At 45.1% G+C, this 17,905-nt stretch carries 11 protein-coding genes; 10 read left to right on the plus strand and 1 reads right to left on the minus strand.

Annotated features, from left to right (window positions below):
• Nucleotides 1-24: 24 nt before the first annotated feature.
• Entirely contained in the window at nt 25-1,500 is a 1,476-nt protein-coding gene (locus tag NLX73_RS04455; protein WP_254325438.1) for an FAD-binding protein, read from the minus strand.
• Between the two features lie 717 nt (nt 1,501-2,217).
• On the opposite strand from NLX73_RS04455, the gene leuC reads away from it, so the two are divergent.
• The 10 genes from leuC to NLX73_RS04505 all read left to right on the plus strand — a co-directional run bounded on the left by leuC (nt 2,218) and on the right by NLX73_RS04505 (nt 17,801).
• On the plus strand, nt 2,218-3,642 hold the full coding sequence (gene leuC, locus NLX73_RS04460; protein WP_069289784.1) for a 3-isopropylmalate dehydratase large subunit: 1,425 nt from the start codon (nt 2,218-2,220) through the stop codon (nt 3,640-3,642).
• A gap of 20 nt (nt 3,643-3,662) precedes the next feature.
• Nucleotides 3,663-4,265 (plus strand): 3-isopropylmalate dehydratase small subunit, encoded by a 603-nt coding sequence (gene leuD, locus NLX73_RS04465; RefSeq protein WP_165177130.1) that lies wholly within the window; start codon nt 3,663-3,665, stop codon nt 4,263-4,265.
• Between the two features lie 232 nt (nt 4,266-4,497).
• Nucleotides 4,498-6,072: an N-acetylmuramoyl-L-alanine amidase gene (locus NLX73_RS04470; protein ID WP_254325439.1), complete on the plus strand. Its 1,575-nt coding sequence runs from the start codon at nt 4,498-4,500 to the stop codon at nt 6,070-6,072.
• 294 nt (nt 6,073-6,366) lie between these two features.
• Nucleotides 6,367-7,866, plus strand: a complete 1,500-nt coding sequence (locus NLX73_RS04475; RefSeq protein WP_190297475.1) for an N-acetylmuramoyl-L-alanine amidase family protein — start codon at nt 6,367-6,369, stop codon at nt 7,864-7,866.
• 45 nt (nt 7,867-7,911) lie between these two features.
• On the plus strand, nt 7,912-8,562 hold the full coding sequence (locus NLX73_RS04480) for a GerMN domain-containing protein (protein ID WP_254325440.1): 651 nt from the start codon (nt 7,912-7,914) through the stop codon (nt 8,560-8,562).
• A gap of 213 nt (nt 8,563-8,775) precedes the next feature.
• Nucleotides 8,776-9,450 (plus strand): endonuclease III, encoded by a 675-nt coding sequence (gene nth, locus NLX73_RS04485; protein ID WP_023989081.1) that lies wholly within the window; start codon nt 8,776-8,778, stop codon nt 9,448-9,450.
• A gap of 57 nt (nt 9,451-9,507) precedes the next feature.
• The gene (locus NLX73_RS04490; protein WP_013310628.1) at nt 9,508-9,780 is read left to right on the plus strand and encodes a hypothetical protein; all 273 of its coding nucleotides are present in this window, start codon (nt 9,508-9,510) and stop codon (nt 9,778-9,780) included.
• Between the two features lie 484 nt (nt 9,781-10,264).
• Nucleotides 10,265-13,927 (plus strand): dynamin family protein, encoded by a 3,663-nt coding sequence (locus NLX73_RS04495; protein WP_254325441.1) that lies wholly within the window; start codon nt 10,265-10,267, stop codon nt 13,925-13,927.
• Between the two features lie 263 nt (nt 13,928-14,190).
• Nucleotides 14,191-15,966 carry an ABC transporter ATP-binding protein gene (locus NLX73_RS04500; protein ID WP_254325442.1) on the plus strand — a complete coding sequence of 592 codons (1,776 nt, stop codon included), beginning with the start codon at nt 14,191-14,193 and terminating at the stop codon, nt 15,964-15,966.
• Nucleotides 15,963-17,801 (plus strand): ABC transporter ATP-binding protein, encoded by a 1,839-nt coding sequence (locus NLX73_RS04505; protein WP_061831567.1) that lies wholly within the window; start codon nt 15,963-15,965, stop codon nt 17,799-17,801. The genes NLX73_RS04500 and NLX73_RS04505 overlap by 4 nt, the downstream gene beginning before the upstream one ends.
• The last annotated feature ends 104 nt before the right edge of the window (nt 17,802-17,905 follow it).

Consider the following 17,905-nt stretch of genomic DNA (forward strand, 5'->3'; position numbering starts at 1 on the left):
GCTGAAAAGGCGACTCTTTTTATCCTATTTTTGGTTAATCAACAAGCCTGACTTTGCTTCAAGATCTTCTATAATTTCCAGTGCAACAAAATATCCGAAAAATAATGTTAAAATATCCTCGTATCGTTTTCCTGATCCTCTTGCTCTACTTAATAATATATTTTGACTTTCTTGTATTTTTTTTTTATGGAATGATAGAGAAACAACGGATGAATTGGAAGCGATCAAATCCATCATTAGAATTGACAACTTTTTCTGAAACTCTTCAATCGGAAAGTCATTATTTTCTTTCGAATACAGCTGCATCGTTTCAGGTGGATCTTTAAATGAAGTTTGATATTGAGTATTGAAAACACCTTCATTAGCTATTTTGTCAACAATTAATTTACCAAAAACGATCCCTGATGCGAATGCTTGCCCAGGAATTCTTCCTATACCAAGATCACCATTAAATTGAGCTTCTCCAGTAGCAAAAACACGATTCAAGTTTATAGCCTCAGCATTAGCATTGATTTCGATTCCTCCTGAAGAATAGTGCATCGTTGGTGTAATTTTAATTCTTTTATTTTTAACTATTTTAGGACTAAATCCATATGTTTTGAATTTTTCATTTAATACATTTTCATCAGCATGGCTCATATCTAAGTACATATCCTTTTTTTGTTTGATGCATTCTAGTTGGAATTTTAAAATCTCATCAATCATTTCGTGGTAATCATCCCGAGCAATTGCATCACAAATATATTCATCTTCTAATAATTGAACTCCTTCCTCATCTATTATTTTCCCTTGACTCAAAGATACAACCCCGCCCAATAAAATTTGTCTTCCGTTATATATAGACCAAGGATGACACATTACTGTAGACATCCCCTTTAATCTCGCACCTATTTTCTTAGCTAAGATTAGCGTTTCACCAGTTGAACCGGGCGAATTATCATTGAAACAGAATTGTCCTGCATATCCCCCCGTAGCTAATACCAAATAATTAGTATATATTCTGATAAATTGATCTGATTGTGTGTCATAAAATATTGCGATAATTCCGTGATCGTACTTTTCCAAATGTATCAAAATTTTATTACACATCGGTTGTTCAATATGTTGTAATAAACAATTGATTAATTTCTTTCCCCCATGTGATTTAATCATACATTCAGGCATGATACCAAAGGATGTTTTCTCATAAGTAATACCCAATTCTTCGAAGAAATTTATAATTATGTTGGAATTCCTATATAGCGATTCAATTACGGATCGATCTGCTCCACATTTATCAATAGTAAGATTAATAATATGATTAATTTCATTCTCTGAGGGAACACGTGTATTTGCTGCTGAAAGAAAGGAGTTGCTTTGTTTGGGTGCACTCTTTTTTGTTACAATCGTGTACTTGATATTGTTTTTTGACAAATAATAAGCAGCAGTAAGCCCTGAGATCCCCGTACCGACAATCAAAATTGGAGTGTAGTGTTCAACGGATATTCCATTTTGTTTCATCATTCCAACTCCTTTTTAGGATGTGAATGTTATCTTCGGCTGAATCTCGTAGTCGGTTTTCTATTTTTTTGCAACAAAACGCATCAGGATAATATTTATAAAATTCTTACTTTCTTGTTAATTACCTGTGATTTATATCAAATTATATAACTATATTTCGTTTTATACTTTATATAGTTATTAAGAGCTAACAAAATCAAATACAAACAGTTTTGCAAAAGTAGAGGAAAAAAAGAACCATTATAGCAATCGCTAAGATGATTCTTATTACGATTTACAATATCCTTGTTACCGACGAGGAATGGAATCTAAATAAAATATTTCCCTGATTGTACAAGTTTATTCCTTATTTTGTCAACAATATCTGAAAATATATAACTGATTCAGCTTTCACAGTATGAATATTCACACAAATTCTTATTGTAATAATTGGCAGTACCTTAGAAAAGGCGACAGAGTTCATCGTATTCATCCATTTGTATAACCCTTTTTTAACCTTCGACTTTTAGTCGAAGGTTTTTACTAATTAAGAGCTGATAGAGAAACAGTGCAATGAACCGCCTATATTCACCTTCTCCAGCCTTATAGCCTTAACCTATCACTTCTATAGATATCATATCTTAGACCAATCAAACATCCCGTGGTATATTGTTGACATTCAAGAGAGAGCCGTTAGCTTCTCTCCACTAGGTTCGAAAAACACAGGGGTGAATAATGATGAGTAAAAAGACCATGTTCGAGAAAATTTGGGATAACCATGTCATCTATCAGGAAGCGGGTAAGCCGAGTATTTTGTACATTGATCTTCACCTCGTACATGAGGTAACATCGCCACAGGCGTTTGAAGGATTACGTCTTAGCGGCCGTCAGGTGCGTCGTCCAGAGCTTACGTTTGCAACGATGGACCATAACGTACCGACTAAGGACCGTTACAATATTACGGACCCGATTTCCAAGCAGCAGATCGATACATTAACTCAAAATTGCCGTGATTTCGGTGTCACACTGTATGATCTGGATACGGTTGATCAAGGTGTCGTTCACGTTATGGGACCTGAACTTGGTCTGACTCATCCGGGCAAAACGATTGTTTGTGGTGATAGCCATACCTCCACACATGGGGCGTTCGGAGCGCTCGCTTTTGGTATCGGAACCAGTGAGGTAGAGCACGTAATGGCAACACAATGTCTCCAGCAAGCCAAAGCCAAAACGATGGAAGTTCGCTTTGTAGGCCGCCGCAAACCTGGTGTGACAGCAAAAGACATGATTTTGGGTGTCATCGCCAAATACGGTACAGATTTCGCTACAGGTTATGTTATTGAGTACACAGGTGAATCTATCCGCGAATTGAGCATGGAAGAGCGCATGACTGTGTGTAACATGTCCATTGAAGGCGGAGCCAGAGCAGGAATGATTGCACCGGACGAAACCACCTTCAACTACTTGCGTGGACGTCAACATGTAGCACAAGGAGCTGCTTTTGAGCAAGCGGTTGCTGAGTGGAAAGAGCTTGTCACAGATGAAGGTGCTGAGTTTGATGTCGTGCTGGAGTTTGACGTAGATGCTTTGATTCCGCAAGTAACCTGGGGCACCAGCCCGGGAATGGGTACAGATATTTCCTCAACCGTACCGATTCCGGCAGAACTGCCAACCGAAAACGAACGTAAAGCGGCTGAAAAAGCGCTTGAATATATGGATTTGAAGCCAGGTACTCCGATCACGGATATTGCGATTGATTATGTGTTTATCGGCTCCTGCACCAACGGGCGAATTGAAGATTTGCGTGCAGCCGCTGAAGTTGCCAAAGGTTACAAGGTTTCTGACAAAGTAACGGCCATCGTCGTACCAGGTTCGGGTCGTGTGAAAATTCAGGCTGAAGAAGAAGGACTGGACGTCATTTTTAAAGAAGCAGGATTTGAGTGGCGTGAAGCGGGATGCAGTATGTGTCTTGCGATGAATCCAGATGTACTGCAACCGGGACAGCGTTGTGCTTCAACTTCTAATCGTAACTTTGAAGGTCGTCAGGGACGCGGAGGACGGACTCATCTGGTATCTCCAGCAATGGCAGCCGCTGCGGCGATTCATGGACATTTTGTTGATGTACGGGATTGGAAATTCAAGCAGGAAGAAGTAGTCCGCTAGGATACAGAGGAGGAATTACGATGGAAGCTTTCACAACATTAAAAGGAATTGTAGCCCCTGTGGATCGGGTGAACGTGGACACAGATGCTATCATACCTAAGCAGTTTTTGAAACGAATTGAACGTACGGGCTTTGGACAGTTTCTGTTCTACGAGTGGCGGTTTGATGAAGCCGGCAATGTCAATCCTGAATTTGAACCCAACAAGCCTCGTTATGCAGGAGCGTCTGTGCTGATCTCTCGCGCTAACTTTGGCTGCGGCTCCTCACGTGAGCATGCGCCCTGGGCGATTATGGACTATGGGTTTCGTTGCGTAATTGCACCGTCTTATGCAGATATCTTCTATAATAACTGTTTCAAAAACGGTATATTGCCGATCAAGCTATCTGAAGAGCAAGTAGAGGAATTGTTTCAGCGTACGGCGCAGCATGATAACTACCAATTGAACGTAGACCTGAATGAAAAAACAATCACTGACGACTATGGTCTGAAAATTGAATTCGATCTGGATGAACATCGCCGTCAATTCTTGCTACAAGGCTTGGACGATATTGGCCTGACACTCCAGCATGAATCTGAAATTCTGGCGTATGAACAAAGACGCGCTGCGAAACAAGGCGCATAAGGTTAATTCCCAGTTCAGTATCAATACGAAGCCATATAGCTTGCTCATTTGTTAGACAGAAAGCCCGTACTGGCAATTCTTTTGCCTGCGGGCTTTTATTATGCTCAAACAATAAATTGGAAAATAAGGGGTTGACGGTTCGACTCAGCATGGTATTGTAAATGTAAATGGGTTGAAGGACTGTGCCTGTGAGAAATACCCAAAAATACATATATAAGTTAGGGGAATGAGGATGAAGAAATATGGTTGGGTGATACTAGCGGCTATCTTGATTTGGTTATGGCCGTCCTCCCCTCATGTGAATGCGGCTGGAGCAGATTTGTTTTTGGATGGCAAAAGAGTGGAAGCGCCTGCGGATGCCAAACCTGAAATGGTCAATGGAAAAATCATGGTACCGCTCCGGGTGGTTGGGGAGCAGCTGGGGTATCAGTTCAAGTGGGAACCACAAGCCTATAAAATCTCAATCCAAAAAAACAGTACCGATATGTCTATGTATGTAGGCCGTACATCGGCTGATGTGAATGGAAAAACAGTAAGTCTGGATGCGCCTCCTGTACTTCGGGGCAATTCGACCATGGTTCCATTGCGTTTTGTTGGGGAGCAAATGGGGCTGAAAGTAGATTGGAATAATAAAAGTAAATCCGTAAATCTCAGTCAGAAGGCTGCAACTCAACAAGCGAATAAACAGTCTCAATCCCAACCATCGTCGCAAACGTCAACACAGAGTACAACTAGCACCAATAAAACGTCTTCAGCAACAGCGACGACAATAACCCCAGTTGAAGCAGACAAGCATACTGAAGCTACATCTTCACTATCCAAGCAGCAGAATACAGAACAGACCGCAGCGAATGCGTTGCTTGTACAAAATATTACTTTTGAGGGTGAAACGTTAAAGATTTCTTTGAACAAAGATATTACCCCTAAAGTATCCAAAATGACGGGGAATGATCGTATTGTTGTAGATTTACCCGGGGCTTCACTGGCGACTGATTTTCTTCAGCCGTTCCCGATTCGCGCCGATGGCACGCGGGCGTTGACGAATAGTGACAGTGAGGATGTGCAGGAAATTAGATTTGCTCCCACAGATGGACAAAATGGGGGCGTACGCATTGTCATTGCTTTAAATCAAGCACGTGATTACGATCTTTCAACCAATGGCCTAGGCGATATCACCCTTCAATTGCGTGAGCATAGTGTGAATCCAGTAGCGGTAACACCAACGAATGTCGAAGGACGACGAATCGTCGTCATTGATCCCGGACATGGTGGCAAGGACCCTGGAGCAGGTAGTGTGACTGGGCGACATGAAAAGGAATTTACATTGGCGGTAGCCTTAAAGGTCGAGCAGCTTCTGCAAAATGATCCTGACATTCAAATCGTATTGACTCGCAATGGAGATACGTATCCCACGCTGGATGAACGACCACAACTCGCTAATAGTCAACAGGCAAGCGTGTTTGTATCCATTCATGGTAATAGTATGCTAGCTTCAGATAAAGGGAAAACCAATGGCTCTGAAACCTATTATGCACGCCAGGACAGTTTGGCACTGGCAAAGACGATGCATAAATATCTTGTAGCGGCTACCGGATTTAAGGATAATGGCATCAGGGTGGCAAACCATGTGGTGACGAGAAAATCACAAATGCCCGCTGTATTGCTGGAATGTGGCTATCTTAGTAATCTATCCAATGAAGCAGCCATGTTCACAGAAGAAACACAGGAGAAGATCGCTGAAGGTATTGTCGATGGGTTGAAGGAGTATCTCGGAACAGGCTCAGAAGCAACTGAATCACTTAACTAAGGATGTTTACAATAAAAGCTACTTTCCACCTTTTAATGAAAATTCATGGGGGTGAAAAGTAGCTTTTTTAGTTTTTTTGGCTGTGACTTTTGACGGAAAGCGAATGATCTATATTTTTAGTCAGAATTCGACAAAAATAGTTCTTTGGCACGTATATTTCTGTTATGATGGAATATATTCGCAACTTTTGGTGTGAGATAACGTCTAAAAGGTTGTCTGATATTACATAAGCGCGTATATCAGGTCGCCGCACCGGAGCATGTGGCAAAAAAATTATGAATGGAAGGGTGACGAATGAAGAAATTTGGTTTTTTGTTGTTATTATTTGTCTTCATGTGGGCGGTTCCGGGTTATGGACATGCGGCTTCGAGTGGAACACAAATCTATCTCGACGATCAACAGTTAAGTGTCCCTAGTGGTGCTAAGGCACAAGTAATTGGCGGAAGTACAATGGTCCCGCTACGCGTAATTTCTGAAAATTTGGGATATGACGTGACATGGAAGCAGCAGGCGCGAACCATAACGATTGAGAAAGACAGTACCTCGATCCGAATGATAATCGGAAGTAAGACGGCGACTGTCAATGGAAGCGACATTAGTCTGGATGCTTCGCCTCTGCTGCGTTCCAATTATGCCCTTGTACCGCTTCGTTTTATCGGCGAGCAAATGGGACTGGACGTAAAATGGGACAGCAGCTCCAAGTCCGTAAAATTATATACCCGCAGTAGCGGGTCTGGAAACGGGGAATTTACACCTCCCAAGTCTGGAAATAACAGTACAGGTACTGGAAGTGTTACTGCGCCAACGAATAATGCAAACTCAGGTGTTACACAGGTGCAGGGAGTTAGTTTCAGCCAAAACCGTTTAACCATCACAACAGCCAGTGCCGTCAAGCCGAAAGCGTTTACGATGACAGGCCCTGATCGGGTAGTTGTGGATTTGCCAGCGACTGCGTTTGCTGACAATTTTGGAGACCAGCAGAAGCTGGATAGCAACTTAAATGGTTCATTGGACATTGAGAATGAAGCGGATGTGTCCGGTATCCGGTATGCTTTGTTCCAAAAGGAACCTTCAACGGTACGCGTTGTTATTGATTTGAAACATGCCATGAATTATACCGCATATAATGATGGATCGAATCGTGTTATCGTCGATTTGGCTTCCAAGGATTCAGTGAATACCACGCCAGACGCAACGTTACCAGATGGCTCACAGCCGGATGACACGCAGACATCACCAACTAACAGCAATGGTAAAAAGGTCGTTGTTATTGATGCTGGTCATGGAGCAAAAGATTCAGGTGCAGTTGGTGTTTCGAGAAAAAATTATGAAAAGACCTTCAACCTAGCTATGGCTCTGAAAGTAGAAAGCATATTAAAGCAGAACCCCAATCTTGAGGTTGTGCTGACACGCAGTGATGATACATTCTTGGAGCTTAAACAGCGCGTAAAAGTAGCTGAAAACCTTAATGCTAACGTGTTCGTGTCCATTCATGCTAACAGCAGCGGTAGCTCAGCTTCCAACGGTACAGAGACGTATTACCAGCGTAGTGCAAGCAAAGCGTTCGCTAACGTTATGCATAAGTACTTTGCTCCTGCGACGGGTCTGACAGACCGAGGCATTCGTTATGGCAATTTCCATGTAATTCGGGAAACGACTATGCCAGCCGTATTGCTTGAAGTAGGATATCTGAGTAATGCAAAAGAGGAAGCCACACTGTTTGATGAAGATTTTCAAAACCGGGTAGCTCAAGGGATTGCAGATGGAATCACAGAGTATCTCGGCGTAAAATAAATCTTCAACAAATCGCTTGTCAACGTCAAGCAAGGAGGGGGACATATGAACAAGAAAATCGTAATTGCAGGTCTGCTGACACTGTTTGCCATTGCAGGTGCAGGGTGTGCCTCTAAGCAAACATCGGCTCCTGCGACTCCATCTCAGGAAACACAAACTTCTAATGCACAAAATAGTACACCTGAACAGACGACCCCTGATCCATCGGCTCAGTCTGCTGAGAATAACGGGGCGAGTCAAACACCTGCATCTCCGTCAACAGAGCCTACAAAGACCAAGACGGACACGGAAAATTCAGGAGATCGACAAACACAGCAGATTACGGTGTACTATACGGATACACAAGAGAACGGCTTGAAAGAACAGAAAAAGGAAATTACCTATCCAAGCGAGCTGGAAAAATTGCAAAAAGCGTTTGAAGCTCTGCAAAAGAGTGGGGATTCTGCTCTAATCCCGTTGTGGTCCGAGAAAATTTCCGTGCATAAGATCAAATTGGATAACGGTGCATTGACTTTTGATATTTCCCTGCCGGACGAGGCTCGATTGGGAGCTGGCGGCGAGGAATTGGCTATCGATGCCTTGAAGAAAACGATGTTCCAATTCAAGGAAGTTAAAACGCTGGATTTGCTCGTAGATGGGCAATCTCTGGAGTCCTTAATGGGACATGTAGATTTGGATCATCCCATGAGTCGCTAACCGATCAGACGGTATGAAAATTTCTTGGGGATTTACACACTTTTCACGTGCAATCTGTGACAGATAATGATAATATAGGAGTGTATTTCTCGCCTATGCAGGCAGTCATGCACAAATAGTATTCGTTTCTTTCCGGATGATTATTTAGAGTGACCGTCTTGATGCGGGCTATCCCGTATCAAGACGTTTTTTTTGGTAGGAGGTAGGATTTCCGTGAATGCAGCAACCGCACGTCATATATTGGACACCATCGGTACGATGTTTCCGGATGCCCATTGTGAGTTGAACCATGACAATGCTTTTGAATTAACGATCGCCGTGTTATTGTCTGCTCAATGCTCCGATCAGATGGTCAATAAAGTAACGGCAGACCTGTTTCAAAAATACAAGTCACCTGAGGATTATTTGGCTGTTCCTCTTGAGGAACTGGAGCAGGATATTCGCAGAATCGGCTTGTACCGAAACAAGGCCAAGCATATTCATAACCTCTGTCGTATTTTAATAGACCAGTACGGGGGAGAGATACCTTCAGAGCACGATCAACTGGTTAAGCTACCCGGTGTCGGCCGCAAGACGGCTAACGTCGTAGTATCTACTGCTTTTAATGTACCAGCTATTGCGGTAGATACGCATGTAGAGCGTATTTCCAAACGGCTCGGTTTTGCAGGGTGGGATGATTCAGTGCTTGAGGTGGAAAAAAAGCTGATGAAGAGGGTACCTAGGGATGAATGGTCTTTGACCCACCACAGGCTTATTTTTTTCGGACGCTACCATTGCAAAGCTCAAAATCCTCAATGTCAGGTATGTCCGTTGCTTGATGTGTGCAGGGAAGGCAAGAAACGTATGAAAACGTCTCTTATCAGGAAAGATAAGGAACGTAGAGCTTAAAGACCCACAGAGGTAACAAAGGGTTTAACCATTTATGTGTAGAAAAGGATGAAGAGTATGAAGTGCATTTCGGTATATACAGACAATTTTGAAGCGTTCTCTGATATTTTTGAGCAAATTGTAACAACAGAATTTGCTGAAAACGAAGAGCGCGAGCTTGAGGGAATCACGGTTAGTCATTCCGGTGATGTACCTGAGCATTATCTGGAGCGTATGTCACAAAAGCCAGAAGTGGTCGTAATGAAGGACAAATCCCGTGGGATTACGATTTTACAGCATGGTCAAGTATTTGAAATTTTGCTGCCAGTGCTTGAGACTGCAGCCAATTAAGTTCCATTAGCGGACGACATGCGTTGCATGTTCCGGTGTAGGCGGCTCGGCTGGTTTATCCAGCCCGAAGGCGCATTATACATGAACCTTGCAGACCATCCTGATATGGCTAGAGCCTATTCCAATGAAGTGTGCATACGTTTTGCACCTTGAATTATGGTATCGCGTTCCCCGTGTTCCAAAAGGTGAATGTACGTGATGAGTAGGCTCACCCGTTGTATACATATCTTGCTTCGTCGTTGTCCTTTAAGTGGGCTTTGATGAAATGCATTCGGTTGCCAAAATACTTATTCCTAATGATCCGTTTTGGACAGAATAAAATGAACTTATTATTATCATGTACAAAAACAGCGTTCCCCTAAAGCCAGGTACTGGCGGGGAGCGCTGTTTAGTTTTTTTGATGTGATGATTCTCACAACGGCTTAGGAATGCTACAATATAGCTATTTGGTGCAGACAAGTGATAAGGAGTGGAACCGTAGCTTATGATGCAAACGATTACAGGAGATGCGGGAAAGTGGTTGGATACGATAGAACAGATACAGAATACATTACGTAAAGCCGGGGACGAAGCGGGAGCGAAGGCGACAGGTGATCTGCTGGAAAAAGCATATGTGCAGGAGCTGACCATTGCCTTTTGTGGACATTTTTCAGCGGGTAAATCGAGCTTGATTAACAGCCTATGTGGTAAAACCGTGCTGCCATCTGGACCGGTGCCTACGAGCGCTAATGTAGTGTCCATACGTTATGGGCGTCCGAGAGCACTTATTCATCCAGCCAAATCAGCGGAAAATCCAGAGCCGGAAATCGTGGAGGCCTCCCTGTCCGAGCTTGCTGAGTATTGTAAAAATGGTGGAGCCTATGAATCGGTTCAAGTGTGGGAGGATGTTCCCATATTATCTAGCGGAGGAGTGTTGCTGGATACACCAGGCGTAGATTCCACAGACCACGGACATGCGCTGGCGACACATTCTGCTTTACATTGGGCAGATATTGTTTTTTATGTGATGGATTACAACCATGTCCAATCTGAAAATAATTTGTCCTTTGCCAAAAGTTTGTCGGATTGGGGCAAGCCGTTATATTTGATTATCAATCAAATCGATAAACACCGGGAGCGAGAGCTTTCATTTACACGTTATCGTAATGAGGTGGAGACTAGCTTTCATGCCTGGCAGGTTCATTATACGGATATCCTCTTTACTTCCTTGAAGGAGCAGAATCATCCATGGAACCAGTGGAAACAGTTGACGCACCTGATCCCGAAATTGCTGGAGCGAAAAACAGAGCTTTTGGCATACAGTTTAGTGTCCTCTATGCACCATTTGGTAGAGCAACATGTGGAGACTGTGCAGGCAGCTGAAGAAGAGGAACTGAACACACTGCTAAAAGAAGCAGGTGGAGAAGAAGCCATTTTGCGCCTGGATATAGAGCAGAAAAGCTTGCAGCAAGAAGATGAACACTGGAAGATGCTTCCGGAGCAGGAGCGTAAACGACTGCGTCAAGAGCTGGATCATCTACTGGAACACGCACATTTGACGCCAGCGGAGCTACGTGAAGCGGCAAGCGAATACTTAGAGAGCCGCAAGCCGGGCTTCAAAACAGGACTATGGTTTGCAGGAGGAAAGACTGAGCGAGAAAAGGAAAGCCGTTTGGAACGGCTGACAGGAATGCTGACTGATCAGGTGGAGGGACAATTGCTTCCTCATGTGCGGGAGCTACTGAGGTCTTGGGGTGACGGTCAGGGTTTGTGGTCCGCTGCGATGGAGCAGGAGCTGGATGACATCCGCCCTGTAACGGATCGGCAACTGGTAGAGCAAACGGTGAAGGAAAATGCGTTGTCGCCGGAGTATACGTTGAACTATTGCAAGGATCTACGTGCTGCTGTGACCGCCGATTGCCGCCGCAAGGCGCTTACGCTAGTAGACCGCCTGTTGGCCCAGCTTGCAGTGCGAGCTGAAGCCCGCCGCGCGGCTCTCGCGGATGCTCGCACTGCGCTGCTGGCGCAGGCGGAGGCGGCGAGCCGCTACAGCACCCGCGTGCAAGCTTCGGCTTCGCACGCCAGCCTGCTGCGCAGCTTGCTGCCGCAGGCATCCGCGCCAAGCGGGTTGCCCCGTGCGGACGCGCCTGCACCTGCGTCCGATACCTCCGCTGCTGCCTCGCAAGCTGCGACGCCAACGGGCGTTGCGCGTCCTGGTATCGCTGGCTCGCGGAACGCATCGGCGCAGCCGCTAGCAGGAACGGCGACAGCACAGCCTGCCGCCGGAGGCCGCCGCACGCGGCTGGATGCAGTAGCGGCCCGTTTGAAGGCTGCCGCTACCCTGGTAAGCCCATACCCTGCCATGCAAACGGCGGTACGGGATTTACATGCCCGCGCCGCTGCGCTGGAGGGTGGGCAGTTTACGCTGGCGCTGTTCGGAGCGTTCAGCGCTGGGAAATCTAGCTTCGCCAACGCTTTGCTGGGTGAAGCTGTGTTGCCCGTATCGCCGCATCCGACGACAGCGGCGATTAACCGCATAATGGCGCCTGCAAGTGCTGAGCGCCATGCCACGGCTGACGTCCATATGAAATCAGTGGACGCGCTGCGGGAAGATCTTAAATACTCATTTCGGCTATTAGGATTGGGGGAACCAGCGGCAGCGGGCTGGCAAGAAGCCGTTCATGCTTTATCTCCGGAAGGCATCCATCCTGCGGGTAGGCCTCATTATAGTTTTTTGAAGGCTGCCGCAGCGGGATGGGAAGAAGCTGAAAGCTTGCTGGGACAACAGCTTCAAGTGGATTTAGAGCAGTATCGGGATTTTGTTGCGTCTGAGCACAAATCATGCTTTGTGGAGCATATCGACCTTTATTATGATTGCGCTCTGACCCGTCAGGGCATCGTGCTAGTGGATACGCCTGGAGCGGATTCTGTGAATGCACGGCACACAGGCGTGACCTTCAACTATATGAAGCATGCGGACGCTCTTGTATTTGTCACCTATTATAACCATGCTTTTACGCAAGGCGACCGACAGTTCCTGAACCAACTAGGTCGAGTTAAAGAGACCTTGGCGCTCGATCAGACCTTTTTTATTGTGAATGCATCAGATCTGGCTTCTTCTGAAGAAGAACTTCATTCTGTTACCCGGCATGTACAGGAACAACTACAGGCGAATGGAATCCGAAAGCCACGCATTTATCCGCTTTCCAGTATGCTGGCGTTGGAAGCTGCCGAACAAGGAGAGGCTTCATTGCGTTCAGCTTCACGTTTTGATGCATTTGAAGATGATTTCTCGGCATTTGCAGCCGAAGAGCTGGCAGGTCTGTCCATTGCTTCTGCTATGCAGGAACTGAGCCGGCTGCGGAACCGCATAGAGCAACATGCAGCCGATGCCCGGTATAGCGTGGAAGAACGTGAGATCCGATTCGAGCGATTAACTCGCATCCGTGGGGAATTGGAGCATACGCTCCTAGACCTGACTGACAGCAACGGTGCATCTGTGTTATCGGGCGAAACCGATGAACTGCTGTATCATGTACGTCAAAGGCTATCCTATCGGACTGGAGAATTTATGGCAGAGGCGTTTCATCCATCTGTTCTGCGTGAAGGAGTAGGTGATCTTCGTTCGGCTTTTGCATCTTGTGGTCGTGAGCTGATGCGTTTAATCGAACTGGAGCTGTCTCAGGAATTACTGGCAACCACACTTCGGCTAGAAAAAACGGGACAAATTTTGGTGCACAAGGCTATACAACAATGCGTAGAACACATGAACCATCAATTGCCAGGACTAGATTGCACAATTCCTGAATCCAGAAAATGGGCTGTTCCCGAGCTAAATGAAATTTCCTTGCAAGAGTCCATTCATTGGAAGGATTATTGGAATAGCTTTAAAAATCCAAAGCTATTCTTTGAAGGAACTGGTCGAGCGAATCTACAAACCAAACTGGAGCCGATATTACGCGAGCGAATCGGGGGAGCTGTGGATCAGCAACGAGAACGAATGTCTTCTTTTTACGTTACGCTGATGCAGGAGGAACAAATGTGGCAGAAAGCTCAGCTTCGAGAGCAAATGCTGGAGACGACTCGTGGCATGGAGCATGCGCTTATGGGCGGTGAGCAGCCACAGGTTTGGGAAGAGCTTGCTGGCAAGATTGCGGCTTTGGAGTAAAGATAAATAAGTACACCATTTATTTAAGTTCAGGACACCGGGTTGTGGGACAACCCGGTGTTTTATGCATGCTCCAAAAAGAAAGCAATACTGAGTAAATAGCCATATTCAATAATAAGAAAGCGATTTAATTTGTCTAATCACCCACCAATTGATAACCTGCCTGAATACGGCTCGTTATCCTCTTTGCCGCCTTGGAACGCGAATGGTAAACTTCACTAAGCCATATAACAACGTCGTGCAACTAATGGAGGGACATTGACATGGAAGTGCTCGGGCAACTGCAAGTTTTTTTTCGCGAGAGGAGACACTATCTGTTTCTTTCTATTTTATGCCTTGCGATAGCGACGGCCCTGGGACTGGTGTATCCGAACCTGCTCCAAAGGCTTATTGATAACGCTATCATCCCTGGTGACTTCGGGAAAGTACCGGCGCTGGCTCTGACTGTGCTGGGAGTAGTCATCATCAAAGGGTTCATGCAATTTTTACATGGTTTTTTTGGTGGACGGCTAGGTAACTATCTGGCGTACCGACTCCGCAATGCTTGTTACGAAAAGTTACAATTTTTGTCCTTCAGATATTATGACACTGCCAAAACGGGTGATCTCATGTCCCGACTGACTGGTGATTTGGAGGCAATTCGTAACTTTATTGGGTTTGGTTTTGCCCAACTCCTCAATGTGCTACTGATGGTCGTATTCGGCTCTATGATGATGCTGTATATTAACTGGCAGCTCACCCTCATTACGATGATCAGCATGCCATTGCTGCTCTTCGTCACATTCAAGTTTGAATCCCGGATTCATCCCACCTTTCAGGAAATGCGGATTGCCCTTAGCGCCTTGACGACAGCGGTCCAAGAAAATATAACAGGTGTGCGAACCGTCAAATCTTTTGCCCGCGAATCCTATGAAGTTGAGAAATTTTCAGTACGTAATGAACAATACAAGAGTAATCAAATTCAGGCTGCTTCCTTATGGAGTCGGTTTTTCCCCGCTATGGAACTGATTGCTTCTGTCAGTGTGGTCCTTCTGTTGGGCATGGGGGGGTATCTGGTTATTCAGAAGTCAATGACCTTGGGGCAACTCGTCGCTTTCTTTAGCTTAATTTGGTATATTATCGGCCCCATCTGGAGCATTGGCTTTCATATCAATAACTATACGCAGTCCAAAGCTTCTGGTGAAAGGGTCTTGGAACTGCTAAATCAGTCCATAGATGTAACCGATGAAGCCGGAGCACTTACACTCGATGCCGATCAGGTGGAAGGACATGTTACGTTTGAACATGTTACCTTTGCTTACGGAAATAAGCTTCCTGCTGTTGTTGACATCAATTTAGACGCACCGCCAGGATCAGTCATTGGAATTTTAGGAGGAACGGGGTCAGGGAAGTCTACCATTATTCAATTACTCATGCGCGCTTATAATGTGAATGCAGGAAGTATCAAGTTGGATGGCAAGGATATACGTCACTTAAAGATTCGCGATTTGCGTGCTCAAATTTCTTCCGTGTTTCAGGAGACGTTTTTGTTTTCGTCCTCTATACGCAACAATATTTCATATGGTTTAAGTCATGTCAGTATGGATGACATCATACGCGTTTCCAAACTGGCTCAGGCGCATGAATTCATAACTGAACTACCGCTGGGATATGACACTGTCGTCGGAGAACGTGGATTGGGACTGTCCGGAGGACAGAAACAACGGATCGCCATCGCGCGCGCACTACTCAAAAATCCGAAGATTCTGGTTCTGGATGATGCTACCAGTGCGGTCGATATGGAAACAGAGCATGAAATACAGACCGGTTTTCAAGAGGTTATGCGTGGTCGAACAACATTCATAATCGCTCATCGAATCTCTTCGCTTCGTCATGCTAATGAAATTGTTGTGCTTGAGGAAGGACGAATCGTTCAGCGTGGAACACATGAACAGCTCATTGCTACTCCAGGTCCATATCAGGATGTGTATCATATTCAATACGCCGATTACATAGCTCAGGCTCCAGACGGTGTATCCGAAGGGCAGGTGAGACCATGAATATACCCGCAGAAAAAGTCAAACCGTTAAAAAAACCAACGAATGAGCGCTTTGTCTATCAAGATGATGATGTCATTGACAAACCGTTTAACTGGTCAGAATTCAAACGTTTGTTGGCATACATGAAGCCTTATGCCCGTCAGATTTTGCCGATCCTTCTCGTCATGATGATTCTCGGCACCATTACCAAACTGACGGTTCCTTATTTGATCAGTCTGGCCATTGATAAAGCAATTGCTCCCGCATGGCCTGCACTGCCCAGCGTAAAGTTGCTGTTGCTCATCACGGGTGCCGTGCTCTTGTTATATTTAATTCAATGGGCAGCCAGCACGTACCGCATTAAATTCACCAATATTATCGGTCAACGGGTTATTTACGATTTGCGTGAAGATTTGTTCAAGCATATTCAAAAGCTATCTTTTAACTTTTTTGATAAGAGACCGGCAGGTTCTGTATTAGTGCGCGTGACGAATGACATTAACTCGCTACAGGATCTATTTACGAACGGTGCAGTGAATGTCCTGATTGACTGCGTACAGCTTATCGGAATTATTGTCATTTTGCTGCTTATTAACTGGAAGCTCGGTTTAGCGGTAATTGTCACTGTTCCGATCATGTTTTTGATCTCGACCAAGCTGCGCGTACGCATCCGCCGCGCTTGGCAAGAAGTGCGTATGAAGAACTCGCGTATCAACTCTCATTTGAATGAGTCTATTCAGGGGATTCGTGTGACACAAGCATATACGCAGGAGCAGGAAAACATGGCTTATTTCGACGACATGAACAGCTCTAGCAAAAAATCGTGGGATAAGGCTTCTGCCATGAATCAGGTCTTTGGCCCACTTATTGATATTACCGGAGGATTTGGTACGCTTGTGCTATTCTGGTTTGGAGCGCATTTAATTCAGACAGACCAACTTACGGTGGGACTACTGGTTGCGTTTGCCAACTATGTTGGAAACTTTTGGGAGCCGATTAATCGGCTGGGCCAAATGTATAATCAGTTACTGGTTGCGATGGCTTCGTCAGAACGAATTTTTGAGTTTATGGATGAACAGCCGAATATTGCAAACAAACCGGGAGCAATAGCCTTGCCGCCCATTCGGGGAGACATCCAATTTGAAAAGGTCATTTTTGAGTATGAAAAGGGACGTCAGGCGCTTAAAGGTATTAATCTTTCTGTCGAGGCGGGTCAATCTATAGCGCTTGTGGGTCATACCGGATCAGGTAAAAGTACAATTATTAATCTGCTAAGCCGTTTTTATGACATTACGTCAGGGCGGCTTACGATTGACGGTCATGATGTGCGTGATGTCACGGTGGAGAGCTTGCGAAGCCAGATTAGCATCGTACTTCAGGATACATTTATTTTTTCGGGGACGATCCGTGATAATATTCGATTTGGCCGTTTGGATGCAACGGATGAGGAAATTGAAGCGGCTGCGAAGGCGGTCAATGCTCATGAATTCATTGTTCACTTGCCAGCTGGCTATGAAACAGAGGTAGAGGAGCGGGGGGGGATGCTGTCCATGGGCCAGCGACAGCTCTTATCCTTTGCTCGAGCCTTGCTGGCTAATCCGCGAATTCTTATCCTAGATGAGGCCACAGCTAGTATTGATACAGAAACGGAGTTGAAAATTCAGGAGGCTCTTCAGGTTTTACTAGAAGGCAGAACTTCTTTTATGGTCGCTCACCGTTTGTCCACCATCCGTAATGCTGATCATATCGTTGTACTGGATCATGGGGAAATCCAAGAAAGTGGTAATCATGAACAATTGATGAAAAAACATGGAATATATCGGGGGCTGGTGGAAGCACAGTTCAGATTTTTGTAAAAAAAAGATCAAAAAATCGCGTTTTTTGTAAATTTTAATGCCGAGCACTATTGCATTCTTGGAGCTAAACCCTGAAAATAAAGATGAAAAGAGATCAGAGCAAT

Origin of the sequence: Paenibacillus sp. CH40 (assembly GCF_024213605.1) — a bacterium.
Lineage (GTDB): Bacteria > Bacillota > Bacilli > Paenibacillales > Paenibacillaceae > Paenibacillus > Paenibacillus polymyxa_B.

Coding starts and splice junctions, on each gene's coding strand:
- NLX73_RS04495 (WP_254325441.1), top strand. CDS start 10,265: ATGATGCAAACGATTACAGGAGATGCGGGAAAGTGGTTGGATACGATA.
- NLX73_RS04475 (WP_190297475.1), top strand. CDS start 6,367: ATGAAGAAATTTGGTTTTTTGTTGTTATTATTTGTCTTCATGTGGGCG.
- NLX73_RS04500 (WP_254325442.1), top strand. CDS start 14,191: ATGGAAGTGCTCGGGCAACTGCAAGTTTTTTTTCGCGAGAGGAGACAC.
- NLX73_RS04470 (WP_254325439.1), top strand. CDS start 4,498: ATGAAGAAATATGGTTGGGTGATACTAGCGGCTATCTTGATTTGGTTA.
- leuC (WP_069289784.1), top strand. CDS start 2,218: ATGAGTAAAAAGACCATGTTCGAGAAAATTTGGGATAACCATGTCATC.
- NLX73_RS04490 (WP_013310628.1), top strand. CDS start 9,508: ATGAAGTGCATTTCGGTATATACAGACAATTTTGAAGCGTTCTCTGAT.
- leuD (WP_165177130.1), top strand. CDS start 3,663: ATGGAAGCTTTCACAACATTAAAAGGAATTGTAGCCCCTGTGGATCGG.
- NLX73_RS04455 (WP_254325438.1), bottom strand. CDS start 1,500: ATGAAACAAAATGGAATATCCGTTGAACACTACACTCCAATTTTGATT.
- NLX73_RS04480 (WP_254325440.1), top strand. CDS start 7,912: ATGAACAAGAAAATCGTAATTGCAGGTCTGCTGACACTGTTTGCCATT.
- NLX73_RS04505 (WP_061831567.1), top strand. CDS start 15,963: ATGAATATACCCGCAGAAAAAGTCAAACCGTTAAAAAAACCAACGAAT.